The 17,084-nt window shown below is 58.2% G+C and carries 10 protein-coding genes; 8 read left to right on the top strand and 2 right to left on the bottom strand.

All coding sequences use genetic code 11. The features are described from left to right. Positions 1–10: 10 nt before the first annotated feature. Both EC9_RS13885 and EC9_RS13880 read right to left on the bottom strand, forming a co-directional pair. Entirely contained in the window at positions 11–718 is a 708-nt protein-coding gene (locus EC9_RS13885) for an endonuclease/exonuclease/phosphatase family protein (protein ID WP_218934127.1), read from the bottom strand. A 458-nt stretch (positions 719–1,176) separates the two neighbouring features. Next, positions 1,177–2,457 (bottom strand): tetratricopeptide repeat protein, encoded by a 1,281-nt coding sequence (locus EC9_RS13880; RefSeq protein WP_145346124.1) that lies wholly within the window; start codon positions 2,455–2,457, stop codon positions 1,177–1,179. A gap of 445 nt (positions 2,458–2,902) precedes the next feature. Here EC9_RS13880 and EC9_RS13875 point away from each other — a divergent pair, with 445 nt between their 5' ends. The 8 genes from EC9_RS13875 to EC9_RS13840 all read left to right on the top strand — a co-directional run bounded on the left by EC9_RS13875 (position 2,903) and on the right by EC9_RS13840 (position 17,017). Continuing rightward, entirely contained in the window at positions 2,903–3,940 is a 1,038-nt protein-coding gene (locus EC9_RS13875) for a lipid II:glycine glycyltransferase FemX (protein ID WP_145346122.1), read from the top strand. A gap of 106 nt (positions 3,941–4,046) precedes the next feature. Then, positions 4,047–5,501, top strand: coding sequence for an MBOAT family O-acyltransferase (locus EC9_RS13870; protein ID WP_145346120.1), 1,455 nt, complete (start codon positions 4,047–4,049; stop codon positions 5,499–5,501). Next, on the top strand, positions 5,501–6,406 hold the full coding sequence (locus EC9_RS13865; protein WP_145346118.1) for a hypothetical protein: 906 nt from the start codon (positions 5,501–5,503) through the stop codon (positions 6,404–6,406). Before EC9_RS13870 ends, EC9_RS13865 begins: the two co-directional genes overlap by 1 nt. Positions 6,407–6,604: 198 nt before the next feature. Then, a complete protein-coding gene (locus EC9_RS13860; RefSeq protein ID WP_145346116.1) occupies positions 6,605–9,577 on the top strand; it encodes a secretin N-terminal domain-containing protein in 2,973 nt (990 codons plus the stop codon). Between the two features lie 116 nt (positions 9,578–9,693). Beyond that, positions 9,694–11,391, top strand: coding sequence for a GspE/PulE family protein (locus EC9_RS13855; RefSeq protein WP_145289459.1), 1,698 nt, complete (start codon positions 9,694–9,696; stop codon positions 11,389–11,391). Positions 11,392–11,399: 8 nt separating this feature from the next. Further along, a complete protein-coding gene (locus tag EC9_RS13850) occupies positions 11,400–12,611 on the top strand; it encodes a type II secretion system F family protein (RefSeq protein ID WP_145121660.1) in 1,212 nt (403 codons plus the stop codon). 279 nt (positions 12,612–12,890) lie between these two features. Beyond that, positions 12,891–15,080 (top strand): threonine--tRNA ligase, encoded by a 2,190-nt coding sequence (gene thrS / locus EC9_RS13845; protein WP_145121662.1) that lies wholly within the window; start codon positions 12,891–12,893, stop codon positions 15,078–15,080. 818 nt (positions 15,081–15,898) lie between these two features. Further along, entirely contained in the window at positions 15,899–17,017 is a 1,119-nt protein-coding gene (locus tag EC9_RS13840) for an Lpg1974 family pore-forming outer membrane protein (protein ID WP_145346114.1), read from the top strand. Positions 17,018–17,084: the final 67 nt, after the last annotated feature.

Here is a 17,084-nt window from a genome sequence, read left to right as displayed (position 1 = left end):
AAATCGGCGGCTAATTGGCCAGCTTAAAGACGGCCAGCACCGGACGGTGATCCGATGCCATCGATTCGTCCACAACGCGCGACTCGACCATTTTTAACCCGCCGCCGCGATAGAAGATGTAGTCGATCCGCGAGGTGGGCTTCTTCGCCGGAGCTGTCGGCGACGCCGCGAGGTCGATCGCGTTGTTCCAGCGGTTTCCAAGAATTTCAATCGGTTCCGAACCGGGAACGGAGTTCATGTCACCGGCGAGCACCGTTGGCACGTTGTCGGTGCCGAACAGTCGGTTGATCGCTTCGGCTTCCGCGACTCGGTCGCCAGGAACGTTGTGCTGGAAATGCGTGCTGACGAATCGTAACGGACGCCCATTGGTGCATTGCACGACCACCGAAATGGCACCGCGAGGATAAGTCGTTAAACTCTCGGTCGCCGGCGTGTAGGGCAAGGGATGAATCTGTACGTCCTCGATCGGCATGCGCGTCAGCACTGCATTGCCGAATAGCCCGCCCTGATAATGCTGAGTCGGACCCATTCGAACCGCCAAGCCGGTCAATTCGGCTAACCTCTGCGCCTGATGAACGCGACCGGAACGTTCGACCATCACGTCGAGCTCTTGCAGGGCAACCAGATCGGGCTTCGCGGCGACGATCACTCGCGCAAGTCGCTCCAAATCATAGACGCCATCGTTTCCTTGCCCGTAATGGATGTTGTAGCAAAGCACACGAAGCGTCTGTGACGAATCCGCTGCCAGACCGCTGTGGCACCCAAAAAAATTCCAAGCAGAGCAAACGCTATACAACGACAATTTAAACCGGTGGTCTTCATGTTCTCGATTCCTGTGTGGTTTTCGATCGTGTTGAAGCGACGATGGATTACGGATCAAAGGCCGATGATGGCGTACGAAGATGATCGCGTTGGCATCGAACGCTGCATACCGGACAGGCCTACCAGTCCGCCCTTCGGGCAAATCAACACCGAGATCCCGCGTTGAATCGACCAGACACGCGACAAAGAATCTGGCTTCCTGTCTGCTTAGAACCATACACGAGCTTCTCGCTCGGAGCACAAAAAAACCGAGGCCCTCAAGAGAGCCTCGGTCGAATCGCAAAATTTCTCGAGATGCGTCGCGCCCAATCGGGGCGCCAGTGAAGCGCGAGCCCGGTCCGCGACGCAAGCAGACTAGCCGCCGATAGCCGGTGGCATCGCAAAACCACTATTGCCGCTTGCTGGAGTTTCCACGGCGGGTGCCGCAGCAGCAGGCGTTGGTGTTGTAGTCGCTGGTGTCGTAGGCGTCGAATCCGCTGCGGGGACAACACTGGTCGGGGCCGGTGGCGTCTCAGCCTGTGGTGCGTTTACACCAATCGACGGAACCGACTCGGACGCAAGTGGCGTGTAAGGGGCTGGAGCACCATACGGTGCAAGCGCCTCGGCAACCCCGCTGGAGATCGAAGCGGTCACCGGGCCGGGCTGTTCGGTCAACGCCCGATATGTATCTTGCACACCTTGGGAGACATCTTTCACGCTTTCGGTAACCGACGTGGCGGCACTGAGCGTCTCCTTCGTGACCTGCGCGATCTGCGTCCCACCGAGCTTATCCAACAGATTCCGAGCTGGCTCGAGAGTTGGATCGATCTTCAACGCGGTCTCCAATTCGTTGCGGGCTTCCCCAACCTGTTGGCGTTTGAAATTCAAGTACGCCATGTTGTAGTGCGCAACGGCTGGTTCGTGTGCCTTTTCCAGCGTCGCCATCGCTTGGGAGGAGTCCCCCGCGTCCATGTAAACCGTTGCTAGATTATTGGCAAACCGTTTGTTTGCTGGTGCGATGGCAATCGCTTTTTGGATTTGCGCGACCGCTTCGTCATACTTCTTTTGCCGGGCCAGGACTAGGCCCAAGTCGTTGTACAAAGTGGGTTCGCTTGGGTCAGCTTCGATTGCCCTCCCAAAGTAGCTGACCGATTCATCCAAGTTGTTCTGCCGGTCGTTCAGACGTGCGATCGCCCCAAGGGCAGGACCGTTCTCCGGATCGACTTCCAACGCCTTGGCATAATTCTCGATGGCACGGTCGAATGATCCGCTCGATTCCCACAGTTGGCCGTTGGCCACGTAGACTTCGGGGCCAAGATTGTTTGGGGTATTCGTCAGGCTGAGCGCATCGGTCGGCTTCGTCGGGTCATCGATCGGAGCCGATGCTCCGAAACTGAACGCCCCACCAACCAGATCGCGAGCTCGTGTTCCCGCTGCGGCTAGCATGCCCGTGAATCCTTCCGATTCTGTGGCGGCAGCGTTGGTTTTTCCGCCAGGGACGGTGACCACAGCAACCTTGGGCTCCTGCTCGGAACTGGCCGCACGGTTAAACGGATTAAGGTTTAACGTCGACAATCCAGTCGTCGATTGGCATCCGGTCCCGCTGACAATAATCGTAACGAGCGCCAAACGACGAAGTTTCTTCGTACCGTCCATGGCACAGCCCCCTGATTTAATGGTTTAGAGTGGGTATTTGCTGCCGGATGTGCAATCGATGCGCGGCGGAACCGCGCTGGCGATCCGACTCAAATGATTTAATAGAGCCCACCTGGGCCGTCGTTTCCTGTTGCCCTTGCTTTCAGCTGAATCGGAACGATCGACACGATCGCTTCATTCGATTCCCTGGTTTTGCGGCAAGTTATTGAAAAGTTGCTGGACACCGACACCAGATTAGACCACCATCTTACCTAGGCTAACCACTTGGGCCAAAGTGCCACCTCCGGGAGGGGGCGTTAGGGACGGCGGTGGCGGCGCTGATTTCGAAGCCGATTAGGCTTCGATTTCGCCTCATTGCTTCGTGTTGGGCGGCTTTGCAGTGACTCGTATTGGGCGGATGTCGAGCTCTCGTCCTGCGCTTGCAGTTTTCTTCCGGGACGTTTAAGTGCATCCGATTAAGACACCTTCGCTTCGATACCGAATCATTTACCCCTCGGACGCCCCGAGCGAATGGGATGCGTTTGTTCATGCTCACCCCGACGGTTCGGTCTTTCACACCGCGGGAATGTGTCGCGCCTTCGACCAATCGCGTCGATACCAATCGCTAGCGATCGCGGCTCAAGACGCACACGGTCAAATCCTGGCGATGATCGCACCGGTTCGAATCGACGCGATTTCGACGCTCGCCCGCGCCCTAACATCCCGCGCCGTGATGTTTGCCGAACCGTTGTGCGGTGCGCACCCTCAGGCGTCAGTCGCAGCCGAGCAGTTATTGGCGAAACACGACGCGAGTGTTTGCAAGTCGACTCTATATACCGAGATCCGCTCGTTGCGAGCCGCAGTGGTCGATTGTCCGACTTTGGCGTCGGCGGCATACCAACCGCGAGCGTTTCTAAATTACGTGATCGATCTGACGCAAAGCAAGCAGCAACTGTGGAACAACATCGGGAAACAGATGCGCGGCAACATTCGCCGATCGCTGAACCGTGGTGTCACAATCGAAGTCGGCAATTCTCCCGAGCTACAACGGCGCGCCTACGCGCAGATTCTTCAAAGCTTGCGACGGGCGATCGTTCCCTGCCCCAACATCGATCTGTTCCTGGCCGTGCAACAAGAATTGGGAGACGTGCTGCAGGTTCGCGTGGCAAGTTTCCGTGGCCACGACGTCGCGGGCACGATCAGTCTGGCCTGGAACGATCGATATTTCGCTTGGTATGGCGGCACCAACCGGCCGCGAAGCTTACATCCGTTTGCTTGTATCGTTTGGGACGAGATTCAGTGGGCTCACGATCGCGGGCTGCGATACTACGACTTTGGCGGTGCCGGAGATCCGAATCGTTCCTATGGTCCACGCGAATTTAAATCGCGGTTTCATGGTGATCTAGTCCAGATTGGACGTTGCCGAAAAGTTTATTCGCCACGACTGTTGGCACTCGCTGAACGCGGCTACGAATCGCTCAAGTCGCTCGCCGGGTCGACATGATCCAGCGAATTCTTCGGTATCGCTGGACGCGGTTTTAGCTAGGATAAGACACCACCGACCTGCCGCCAGCGGGCGATACCTTCGATGCTTCTCGACTTCAGCCAGCGTGTTATTTAACAGTTTCGCCTTCCTGATCTTCTTACCTTGCTTCTTAGCGATCTATTGGACGCTTCGTGGCCGGGGGCGGATCGCGTTCTGCCTTGCCGGCAGCTACCTGTTTTACGGATGGTGGGACGCCCGGTTTCTCGGCTTGCTGATCCTCTCGTCGGTCGTCGACTTTACCGTTGGCCTCGCGCTCGGGAAAACCGATTCGCCATCGCGGCGGCGGCTGCTGTTGAGCCTCAGCATCGTCAGCAATCTCGGCATCCTCGCAACATTCAAATACTTCAACTTCTTCGCCGACAGTCTGCAACAGCTGGTCGCGCCACTGAACTGGTCGCTCGACTGGCCGACGTTAAACCTGATCCTGCCGGCGGGAATCTCGTTCTACACGTTTCAAACGCTCAGCTATTCGATCGACGTCTATCGCAAGCAAATCCCGCCGCAACGAGACTTCCTGCGTTTTGCAACCTTTGTCGGCTTCTTCCCTCAGTTGGTCGCCGGGCCGATCGTGAGAGCGGGCGAGTTTTTTCCGCAGCTGGAAACCGACCGGCGCTTCGCGTGGGAAGACTTCGAGAGTGGCTTCGGCCGCGTCCTCCAGGGCTTCTTCAAGAAGATCGTGATCGCCGATTCGATCGGCACCGTCGTCGACCCGATGTTCCGCGATCCCGAGGGCTTTTCCAGCCTCAATACCGCCATGATCGTGGTCCTCTACGCGTTCCAGGTCTATTGCGATTTCTCGGGTTATTCCGACATCGCGATCGGCACTGCAAGGATGTTGGGAATCCGGCTGCCCGAAAACTTCCGCACGCCCTACCTCGCCACATCGCCGGCCGATTTCTGGCATCGCTGGCACATCACGCTGTCGACCTGGCTTCGCGACTACGTTTACATCCCGCTGGGAGGCAGTCGCCGCGGAGCTTGGAAGACCTACCGCAACCTCGCGATCACGATGCTGTTGGGAGGATTGTGGCATGGAGCCAGTTGGAACTTCGTCATTTGGGGAGCGATCCACGCGGCGCTGCTGATCGCTCACCGGATCTGGATTTCGTTCCTGGGGCCGCCGTCGACGCGGATTGCCGATTGCGAAACCTTTTCGGCAGCCTGGCTGCAGCGACTAGGAATCGATGCCGCCAAGTCTGCGATGATGTTCACCGCGCTCTGCATCACCTGGGTCTTCTTCCGCAGCGGCAGCTTCGATCAAGCGGTGCAGATCCTCGCCCAAATCGCCTCGCTCGATGGGCTCAGTCCCTCGACGCTGCAAAACCGGATTCCGCTGCTGAAGGCCTGTGGTCTGGTCAGCATCTTGGCCGGTTTTGAAATCGCGTCGCAGTTCATCCGCTGGGCGCAACTGTTTCTCCGCATCCCCGCCGCCCGCGCCGTGTATTATGCATGCTTATTGTGGTCGCTCGCGCTGTGGGGCACCTTTGACGGCAAGCAGTTCATTTACTTTCAGTTCTAATGTTGAACGTCGACCTTCCAACCAAAACCGCTCGGCGGATCGGACTGGCGATTCTCGCGTTCGCGGCGCTCGTGATCGCCGGGGATCGGATCGGTGCCCGGGCGATCGATCGCGCCGTGATGTCGACTCAGTTTCGATACTCTCAGCTGTACCGTGGCGATCTGCCCGGCGAGATCGTCGCGTTGGGAAATTCGCGTGGGCTGCACATGTTGCATCCGCCAGCGATCGCGGAGATCACGGGCCAACCGACGGTGAATCTCAGCTTTAACGCCTTGCCGGTCGTCGCCATGCCGGCGCTCTGGCACGATTATTTGCAGCGGCATCCGGCTCCCAAGCGGTTACTGTTCGAGATCAGCTGCGTCAGTCGCGAGGACGAAGTCGGAGCGTTGGAACGCTTTACCGCCTACATGTTTCAATCGCCGATGTTGTGCGAAACGATGGCGGCGTATCGCCCGGAGGAGTTTCGGGCGTCGCAGTTTTCGCACCTGTATCGGTTTAACGGCGAATTTGCGATCCGCAGCCTGTTCTATCTTCGCGGTGACGACCAGAACTGGATCATGCCCAACGATGCGACCAAGCCGCAGATCGACAAGATGCTCAGCTACGGTGCCGAGCCGATTCTGTATTCTCAGCTGCACGTCGACGCCGCTCGACAAGTGTTGCAGTTCGCCGATCAGGAAGAGATCGAAGTCGTGTTATTTGTCGGCCCTTTTCACCCGCGGTATCTGCAGATCATCCCGGAACTGCCCGAATGGATCGACTGGCTGCAGCAGGAACTGGGGCGTCCGATCGCCGATTATTCGGCTGCATTCACTGAAAACGAAGCCTTTTCGGACCATATGCACCTGAATCCCCGCGGCGCCCGCCGCCTGGCCGAGCTCCTCCACCGCGACGGCCTGCTCTGATTGAGGGCGTGGTCCCTCGAACACGGACCACTTCGATTTCCTACGGAACTCCGACGCTTTATCGGGGTTAAATCGAGGTTCGGAGCGCCTTGCCGACCAGATTTCGCCTGAAAACGGCGGAAGCTATGTCTGAATTCCGCTAGGCGATTACGATAGCAACAACCTCCTTTCACACTCCCGTGACCTGCCGATCATTCGATGAAAGCTTCGTATATGCCTCGATTTGTCCCCCGGCACCTCCGCGCCGCCTCGATTCTGCTGCTACTAGCCACTCCTGCGGTGGGACAAGAGCCAACCGACGACGCTGCCCCTGCTGCGACTTCCGCTGCCGATCAAGCGGAAGCGGGGCAAGCTGCTGCCGAACAACCGGCCGCTCAACAACCGGCCGCCATACCGCTGGCTGCTGAAAAACCAGCGGCTGCCGCAGCCGAACCTCAGCAGGACAAGGCGTTGCGAGCGGCTGTCGCTCAAGCGGCTGGGGCTCCCGTGGCGGAAAAGTCGGCTGACGTCCAATTGCGATTCAATTTTTCGGGCCAACCTTGGGGCGATGTGCTGCAGTGGCTCTCTGAAGAGGCCGATCTGCAGCTGCAGCTCGACCAACCGCCCCCCGGAACGCTCAGCTTTATCGATCCGACGCGGTCGTATTCTCCCAACGAAGCGATCGATCTAATCAACCGGATGCTGTTGGACAAAGGCTACGCCCTGGTCCGCCGCGGGCGGCTGTTGATCGTCGTCGATCTGGAATCCGAACTTGCTCCGAAGCTGATCCGCGAACTGGCCGAATCGGTCACCGCGGACCAATTGGACCAGCGCAGCGGATCGGACATCGTCCGCTGCATCCTGCCGTTGGGAGGCGTTTCGCCGACGACGGCCCAAGAGGAATTGAGCCAATTGATCGGTCCCTGGGGTTCGGTGATCGTGCTCGAATCGTCGCGTCAGGCGATCGTCGTCGAGACCGTCGATAAATTGAAAGCGATCCGCGAAGCGTTGCGACAAGCCAACGGCCCCGGCGGAATCGCCGGCGACGTCGTCGCGATCGCGTTGAACCATCGTACGCCCGACGAAGTCCTCGCTGTCGCGCGGCAATTGATGGGACTGGGCGACGAGAACTCGGCCGAAGGGATTCAGATCGCGACCGATCTGTTTGGCGCAAATCTATTCGCCGCGGGCGAACCGTCGAAGCTATCACAGTTCCGCGCGATCGTCGAACTTGTCGACAAACCGATGTCGATCGACGGGCAAGAAGCTGTCGAGCCACCGGCGCCGCCAAGCCTGCAACGCTACCCGCTGAGCACCGTTGCAACCGACACGGCGTTTAACGTCTTGTCGACACTGTTGGCTGGCTTGCCCGAGGTGCGGATGAGTGTCGAACCGAACACCGGATCGATCATCCTGTGGGCTCGCCCCGACGAACAGAAACTGGTCAAAGACACGATCGAGATGCTCGAGGGCAAAGGGACCGGTTTCGAAGTCATTCAACTCAACCGCCTCGATCCGCAGTCGGCGGTCCTGACGATCAACAAGTTCTTCGCCGGCGGTGGCGATGGTGCCGGCAAGGGGCCAACCGTCGACGGCGACCCGGTCTCCAGCAAGCTGTGGGTCAAAGGAACGCCCGACCAGATCCAAACGGTTCGCGAGCTGATCCAACAGATGGAAGGAAGCACCGAGGCGGGACTGTTGGACGATCGCGTCCGCTTGTTGCCATTCTCCGGTCGATCGGCTGAAAATACGCTCGAGCAGTTGGAGCTGATCTGGCAAGCGACCGGCCGTAAAAACAAGATCCGATTTTCGACCCCTTCGAAGTCGGAGAAGGCTGCGGTTCCCGAGCGACGGATCGAACGTCACGACACCCCCGGCCAAGATTCTGAAGATTCCGATTCGCGAGACTTCGATGAATCCGTCGATCGCGACGGACCGCTGACCAGCCACAACACGCGGCGAACGATCTTCACGCAAATTACGCGGGCCGGCGAAAGCGATGCAAACGAAAGTGAAAAGTCCGACGATTCCGCCGGCGCCGAGATCGTGATCTCACTGACGCCCGGCGGGATGATCATCGCATCGGACGATGTTCAGGCGTTGGACCAATTTGAAGAGCTGTTTCGGGCGTTGGCTGACCAATCGGCCGGGGCTAGCGACACGCCGACAGTTTTCTGGCTGAAGTATTCCAAAGCCGAAGAGGCATCGGCGCTGCTGAACAACATTCTCAGCGGGACCGGCGGCAGCGGCGGTGGCGGTGGCGGCGGCCTGACCGACATGGCAGGCAGCATGTTGGGTGAACTCGGCGGCGGAATGTTGGGCGGCTTGCTGGGACTTGGCGGTGGCGGAGGAGGAGGCGATGAATCGGGCCCGATCTTCACCACTTCCGGCACGGTCAGCATCGTCGCCGACCCGCGACTGAACGCTTTGATCGTGCAAGCCAATGGATCCGACCTGCAATTGGTCGAGGATCTGTTGAGCGTCATCGATCGCGAACAGAGTCCCGAGGCGGTGCAGACCACCGGCAAGACCTATTTAATTCCCGTGCAATATCAAGACGTCAACGATATCGTCAACGTCTGCAAAAGCGTCTTCAGCGACCAGATGGAACAAGCCGCCGGTGGCGGTGGTGCCAAGCAGCCCTCGCCGCAAGACATCGTCAACGCCTTGCGATCCGCTGGCGGTGGACGTGGCGGTCGCGGCGGAGGTGGTGGCGGCGGAGGACAGGAACCGACGGAGATGAAAATGAGTCTCGCCGTTGATGCGAAGAACAACATCGTTATCTTGAAAGGTACGCCTCAACATTACCAACAGGTCAGCGAACTGATCTCCAGTCTCGACATCCGCGGCCCCAACAGCGAAGAGCGAGTGGAAGTCGTGTCGATTGGTGGCGGCGTGAATCCCAAGATCGTCCAAGAAGCGTTGACCAAGGTTTTGGGGGCTCAAGCGACAACAGGCAGCACGACATCGGGAACTTCGTCAACGACCAGCAGTTCGTCCAACGGAAGTTCATCCTCCAGCAGCGCCAGCGACGAAGCGGCCACGGCGGCGCGGCGAGCTGCGATTTTTGAACAACTACGCAGCCGCGGTGCCTTCGGTGGCGGAGCGACCGGTGGACGGGGTGACAGAGGCGGACGTGGTGGAGGAACAGGAGGCGGCGGTGGCGGACGCGGTGGTCGCGGCGGCCGATAGTTCCGGATCGACTGCGTTCTGCAAACCATTGGGCGTTCGATGCAACACGCGTCGGCGTCGATGGGAGTGATAATTCAGGCGGGCTCTGCGGCCCACAAGGTGACAGGATATTGATCATGATTATGGAAGCTGGCGAGATCTTGGTTCGACGCGGACTGCTGGACGAGGATCAACTGCGTCACAGCCGCGCGAGCGATGCGCCCAACGTGATCTCGTCCGCCGTCCAACTGGGATACGTCGACGAACGGGCCGCTTTGCAAGCTTTGGCCGAAGAGGTCGGGCTCGACTTTGTCGACCTCCGCGAAGTCGATGTCGATCTCGACGCCCTGGAAGGCTTCTCGCAAAAACTGATCCACCGCCAAACCTTGTTCCCGCTGGGACAGCGTGACGGATCGCTGATCGTTGCCACGTCGGACCCCTTGGATCTCTACCCGCTGGACGAAGTCAGCGCGTCGACGGGCAAGAGCGTGATCCCGGTCGTTGCCGAACACAACGAGATCCTTCGGCTGATCAAGAAACACTTGGGCGTCGGCAGCGAAACAGTCGATGGTCTGCTGGCCGCCAAAGAGGATGCCGACGGAGTCGAACTGCTCGAGGATATCGAGACCGACGGAAGCGAACTTTCCGAACAAGCCCAAGAGGCGTCGGTTGTGCGGCTTGTTAACGAGATCCTCGTCGAAGCGATCGAATCGCGGGCGAGCGACGTGCACATCGAATCGCAATCCTCGGGGATCAAAATTCGCTACCGGATCGACGGCATCCTGCATCCGCAACCGGTTCCGCCCGAGATAAATCGCTTCCAAGCGGCGATCATCAGCCGCTTGAAGATCATGGCGAGATTGAACATCGCCGAAAAGCGGCTCCCTCAAGACGGTCGCATCAAGCTGCGGGTCCAACGCCGCGAGATCGATGTCCGTTTGAGTGTGATCCCGATGATCCACGGCGAGGGCTTGGTGATGCGTATCCTCGACAAGGGATCGATGGTCTTCGATCTCCAGGGTCTGGGGATGAGCGCTCACACCTACGAACAGTTCCGCAAACTGATCCGTCTGCCGCACGGCATCATCCTCGTAACCGGACCGACGGGTAGTGGTAAAACGACGACGCTCTACAGCAGTCTGCTGGAGATCAACAGCCCCGACAACAAGATCATCACGACCGAAGATCCCGTCGAGTATCAGTTGGATGGAATCAACCAGATCCAGGTCCATCCCAAGATCGGACTGACGTTTGCCGCATCGTTGCGTTCGATCCTCCGGCACGACCCCGACGTCGTGCTGGTCGGCGAAATTCGCGACTTTGAAACGGCGGAAAACGCGATCCAAGCATCGCTGACCGGCCACTTGGTCTTCAGCACTCTGCACACCAACGACGCCGCGGGAGCTTATACGCGTATGGTCGACATGGGAGTCGAACCGTTCCTGGTCGCTAGTACCGTCGAAGCCGTGATGGCCCAGCGGCTGTTGCGACGGCTGTGCCCGCACTGCAAGGAACCGTTCGATCCCGAAAAAGACGACATGCCGGCCGATTTCCCTTGGGATAAATTGGACGACAAAGCGCTCTATCGCCCCGTCGGCTGCCGCGAATGCCGCAACGTCGGTTACATGGGGCGGATGGGTATCTACGAATTGATGGTCACGACCGAACAGGTGCGTCAGTTGGCGCACGACCGGGTCAGTTCGTGGGAGATCAAACGGGCGGCGTTGGCCGACGGCATGCATTCGCTGCGTCACGACGCCTGGGAGAAGACGATCGCTGGCAATACGAGCGTCGATGAAGTGCTTCGAGTGACCAAAAGCGATCAAATTAAGTAACCGAACCTATGGCTGAATTTGCTTACACCGCGCGGTCGATGGATGGCCAACGCGTGACCGGAACCTTGACCGCGGCTTCGGAGCGTGAAGTCTCCGCTCAATTGGCCGGCAAGAATCTGTTCCCCGTCGACGTCAAAGAGGTCAAGGAACAGTCGGCGATGCAGTTGCTGGGAGGCAACGGCCGCGTCAACGGTCAAACGATGGCCATCTTCTACGCGCAACTGGGTTCGTTGTTGCGCAGCGGCGTACCGATGATCCGGTCGTTGACGTTGTTATCCGAACAAGCATCGAACAACACGCTCAAAGAAGTCCTCCAAGATATCAAGACCCGCGTCGAGGATGGCGAACCGTTGGGCGAAGCTTTGGCGCGTTACCCGCGCGTCTTCAGTTCGATGGGGATCAACATGGTCCGCGCCGGAATGGAAGGCGGCTTCTTGGAAGATGCCTTGGACCGCGTCGGCGAATTCACCGAACTGCAGGAAGACCTCAAAGGACGCACCGCCAGCGCGTTGGCTTATCCGATCTTCCTGTCGGTCGTCGGCACCGTGGTCGTCACGATCCTGTTGGTCTTCTTTGTCCCCAAGTTTGGCGAACTGTTCGCTCGCTTGGAAGCCAAAGGCCAGCTGCCGTTGGCGACGACGACGCTGTTGGCGTTCAGCGAACTGTTGCAATCGTACGGTCTGTTTCTGTTAGCCGGCCTGATCGCTGGAGGCTTCTTTTTGAAGATGCAACTGGCGACCGAAGCGGGCCAAATGTGGGCCGACCGAGTGAAGATCAAACTGCCGATCGTCGGCGGTATCCTCTTGAGTCTCGCCGTCGCAAGGTTCTGCCGGGTCTTGGGAACGCTGTTGACCAACGGCGTGCCGATCTTGCGTTCGCTGGAGATCAGCCGCGCCGCCGCGGGCAATCGCGTGCTTGGAATCGCCGTGGCCGACGCAGCCGAAAGTGTTCAATCGGGCGAAACGCTCTCCTCGCCGCTGGCCTCCAGCGGTCACTTTCCCGCCACGGTGACGGAGATGATCCGCGTCGCCGAGGAATCCAACACGCTGGACAACGTATTGATCCAAATCGCTGACGGCTTGGAAAAACGGACGTTCCGCCGCTTAGACCTGTTTGTCCGGCTGCTCGAACCGGTGATGTTGCTGGTCCTCGCCGGCGTGGTCCTGTTTGTCGTGATGGCGTTGTTATTGCCAGTGATCAAAAGTAGCAGTGCCCTGTAAATCGCGGTTTTCTCGCTGCGGACGGCTGTGGAAGCAGGCGGTCCGTTGCGAATTTCCCGTCTCGGCGCGTAGGCGTCCGGGTGTTCCCGGGGATCGAAAAACCGCTTGGCGCGAACTTTCCTAGCGAAAGACCATCATTCCCCTTGGTCGGCATCGGTCGATTCCTAAGATTTGGCTACGTCGCTTGACGTGGTCGGCCGGTTCTGGACACTTTACCGATAGCGACGCCCTTTGTTTCGGCGTCATTCGATCTAGGGAAACTGCGCGGAGGAAAGCGTTGTGGCGAATATTTGTGTCAAACTGCCCGATGGAACTGTTCAAGAACACCCCGAAAACACTACGGCATTGGATGTCGCCAAGGGGATCAGCGACGGGCTGGCTCGCGCCGTCGTCGCCGCCGAAATCAACGGCAAAGTCGTCGATGCCTTTCGCCCGTTGAGCGAATTGTCCGACGAAGCGGAGATCCCGCTGACGCTGCTGACCAATCGCGATCGCACCGCCCTGGATGTTCTTCGCCACTCCTGTGCCCACATCATGGCCCGCGCTGTGATGCGTCTGTACAAAGGTGTTTCGCTCGCCTTCGGCCCGACCACCTCGGGCGGCTTCTATTACGACTTCGATCTCGAACATAAGATCAGCGAAGATGATTTCGCGGCGATCGAGAAGGAGATGAAGGCGATCATCAAACAGGGCGAACCGTTCGAACGCTTCATGCTGACCCGCGATGAAGCTGTCGATCTGTGCCGCGACCTTAACCAAGACCTTAAAGTCGAACATATCGAGACCGGCCTGAGCGCCGAGGAATCGGTCAGCTTCTACCGCCAAGGCGAATTTGTCGACCTCTGCCGCGGCCCCCACATCCCCAACGCCGGCAAGATCAAAGCGATCAAGCTGCTGAGCGTCGCGGGAGCCTATTGGAAAGGCGATTCTTCCGGGCGGCAGCTGCAACGTCTGTACGGCACCGCGTTCTTCGACAAGAAGGAATTGGCGGCTTACCTGGAGCAATTGGAAGAAGCTCGCCGCCGCGACCATCGCGTGCTTGGCAAAAAACATGGCCTGTTTGCCCTCAACCCGGAAGTTGGTTCGGGACTCTGCCTGTGGTTGCCCAAGGGGGCTCGCGTCCGCGTGACGCTGGAGGACTTCCTGCGAAAGGAATTGTTAGGACGCGGATACGATCCTGTCTACAGCCCACACTTGGGACGCGTCGAACTGTACGAAACCAGCGGTCACTTCCCTTACTACCGTGATTCGCAGTTCCCGCCGCTGTATGCTTCCGAAGCGGGCAGTTTGCTGGACGCGATGACCCAGCGTCTGGAATCGGGATCGATCTCCAAAGACGATGAAGACAAGCTGATCGCCGCTGCGGAGGTCTTGGGTGTCAACTTCGACGGCTACAAACCCTCGGCATCGGCAGACGATAAGAAGAGTTGGATTCACGGTTGGCAGACCGCAAACGAGCGGTATTTGGTCAAGCCGATGAATTGCCCGCACCACGCCCACATCTTCAAAGCTCAACAGCGCAGCTACCGCCAACTGCCGTTGCGATTGTTCGAATTTGGAACCGTCTACCGTCACGAACAAACCGGCGAACTCAACGGCATGTTGCGCGTCCGCGGGTTGACCCAAGACGATGCGCACATCTTCTGCACCGGCGACCAGGTCGAAGAAGAGTTCCGCGCGACGATCGAACTGACCAAGTTTGTCCTCGAGAGCGTTGGCCTGGATGATTACCAAGTCCAGTTGTCGCTGCGTGATCCAAACAGCGACAAATACGTCGGCTCGCAAGAGAACTGGGACCGCGCCGAATCGGCACTCCGCGGAGTGCTTCAAGATTCGGGGCTTTCGTATGGCGAACAGCCAGGCGAAGCAGCCTTCTACGGTCCCAAAGCCGACTTTATGGTCCGCGACTGCATCGGGCGTTCGTGGCAATTGGGAACGGTTCAACTCGACTACAACCTCCCCGAACGATTCAAGCTGGAATACGTCGGTGCCGACAACGCGGCTCACCGCCCTGTGATGATCCACCGGGCGCCATTCGGTTCGCTGGAACGTTTTGTTGGGATGTTGATCGAACATTTCGCCGGCGCCTTCCCATTGTGGCTGGCTCCCGAACAGGTCCGCATCTTACCGCTCAGCGAGAAGTCGACCGAATACGCGATCGCGGTAGCCAAGCAGATGGAAGAAGCCGGTTTGAAGACGACTGTCGATCTGAAGAACAGCAAGGTCCAAGCAAAGATCCGCGACGCCCAACTGGAACTGGTTCCTTACATGGCCGTCGTTGGGCCGCAGGAAGCCGAAGCCGGACACGTCGCCCTCCGCGATCGCATCGATGGCGATCTGGGGGCGATGCCCATTGCCGAAGCGATCGCGCGACTGCAACAAGAGGTCCGCGAGCGGAAGGTGCGACAAGTCGTCAAAAGCAACTTCACGCAAATCGAAGACGACGGAGCCGAACGCTTCGAAGGCTAGATAAGCCTTCGTCGATGACTCTCGATGTAGAAACGCCAACGGCGGCCGATCGAAAGTGCCCCCTGAGTCCGCTCTCTGGGCGGGCCCTTGGGGAGCGTTGGTGAACGCTGTTGTCGTAGGGTGATGTTTTCCAACGTCTCCCTTGCGTCGCCCCGTTGCGCATCGAGTGCGTCGATGGCGTAATTACCAATGCGAGCCGTCAGGCTTCAAGGCGTCGGCATGGATATCACGGCTGTTGCTCAATTGCCTATGAAAGTAGAGACTTAGTAAACCTTTGCACCGGCTGCTTCCTCTCTATTCTTCGTCGATCTTCGGATCGAAAAACAAACGGGCGACGAGATCTGGTGAATCTCCCAGTCACGGGCTCAAATCTTCTCTTCACGCAGACCGGTGCGCGCTCGTTGTTGAGTGGTAGGTTGCTCGTTCACACTAGACAACGAGCAGAACAGAACGGTCATCTAAACGGATGGAACCGAATCTAGGGCGTCAGGTTGCAACGAATTGGTTACTCAATTGGTCGGTGAGACGACGGTTACGGTGCGATTCACCCAATTTAGGTACACGCCAACGTTCCAGTCACGCGATACGAGGAATATCGCGATAGCAGAATGTCGGTCGGTTCTTGCCAGTCAAAGCCCGATTCGAAAGGGAGCTATCGCGGTATCGATGCTCTACCGATCGGAAACGATTGATTGGGCGGTTCATTTTTCGCGCGTGAATCAAACACACATGTATTGATTGCTCCAGTAACAACGTCCCTTCGGATGGCAGCTACGAGAGCAACGCGCTAGATAGTTGACGGGGCACGGAGGTTCGAGATGAAGGTTTGGGCAAGCATTTGTCTAGGGTTGGTTTCTGTTAGCTTCTGCAACGCCGATTCAGGGCAGCCGTTCGAGGCAGGCATTCTTGGTGTCGAAGACGGCGGACTTTGGCAGCAGCATCTGCAGCGCGTGGAACAACTTGATCAGAAGGTCGAAAGCCTGAGCCAGCGACTGGCGGCGGAGGAAGCGGAAAGTTCGGTTCGCTACCAACCAAAACGCCCTCGTGTCCCAAGCAGTTCGTTGTCGCGGACCGGTTGGAATGCGAGCGTTGATTACTTGAACTGGACCGTTCGGCGCCGCGGACTCGATTACGCGATAACAACCGACGATAGCACGCGAGCTGTAGGTGCTGGCGACGTCCACAATGTCTCGTTTGGAAGCGATTCGGGGATTCGTGCGGGGCTGCACTACACGACCGCAGTTGGATGGGAGATCGGATTTCGATACACCCACTTCGGCATCGATGCCGCAAGTTCCGCGGCAGCGCCGGGAGGCGGGAATATGTGGGCGACTCGCAGTCATCCCAACGAGAATGAAGAGGCGCGCACCGCCAGCGCATTTGCTAATCTCGATTACGATGTCTTCGACCTTGAACTGAGTCGCTGGTTTTTGATAAATCGCGTGGCGGCAATTCAGTTTTTGGGTGGCTTGCGATGGGCGTCGATCGATCAAGATTTGCGAATAGATTACGATGGCGACGATTTCACCAATGCACAAGTGTTCAACAGAGGAAGCGTTGACGGTTTTGGAGTTCGATTGGGTGCGTTGGCGCAGTGGCGTCTATCGTATGGTGTGAGTTTGTTCGCTCGCGGTGCTGGAACGATTGCTTACGGGAAGTTTGAAAATCATCTCCTGGAAACAAATCTGAATGGTGCCGACACGATTGTCGACGTAACGGATCGGTATGAACAAGCCTTACCTGCAATCGAAGCGGCCGCGGGAATCTCTTGGCGTTGTGATCACATCGAACTAGCGTGCGGATATGAACTAACAAATTGGTTCGACGTGTCCGACCGATCGATGTTCGTTGACAGCGCTCACGAAGGCGCATATTCTCCCAATTCGATGAATCTGCTGCTGGACGGCGTGTTTGCCAGATTTGCATTCCTTTACTAGGTGCCGATGGCATGCATAATGCCGCGAGTGGCTAGGGCACACTGGAACGGAAAGCTGGCCGGAGCGC

This window comes from Rosistilla ulvae (genome assembly GCF_007741475.1).
GTDB classification, from domain to species: domain Bacteria; phylum Planctomycetota; class Planctomycetia; order Pirellulales; family Pirellulaceae; genus Rosistilla; species Rosistilla ulvae.
The sequence above is the reverse complement of the archived record's forward strand: the minus strand, read 5'-3'. Positions and strand labels throughout refer to the sequence as shown.

Coding starts and splice junctions, on each gene's coding strand:
- EC9_RS13880 (WP_145346124.1), bottom strand. CDS start 2,457: ATGGACGGTACGAAGAAACTTCGTCGTTTGGCGCTCGTTACGATTATT.
- EC9_RS13865 (WP_145346118.1), top strand. CDS start 5,501: ATGTTGAACGTCGACCTTCCAACCAAAACCGCTCGGCGGATCGGACTG.
- EC9_RS13860 (WP_145346116.1), top strand. CDS start 6,605: ATGAAAGCTTCGTATATGCCTCGATTTGTCCCCCGGCACCTCCGCGCC.
- EC9_RS13855 (WP_145289459.1), top strand. CDS start 9,694: ATGATTATGGAAGCTGGCGAGATCTTGGTTCGACGCGGACTGCTGGAC.
- EC9_RS13850 (WP_145121660.1), top strand. CDS start 11,400: ATGGCTGAATTTGCTTACACCGCGCGGTCGATGGATGGCCAACGCGTG.
- EC9_RS13840 (WP_145346114.1), top strand. CDS start 15,899: ATGAAGGTTTGGGCAAGCATTTGTCTAGGGTTGGTTTCTGTTAGCTTC.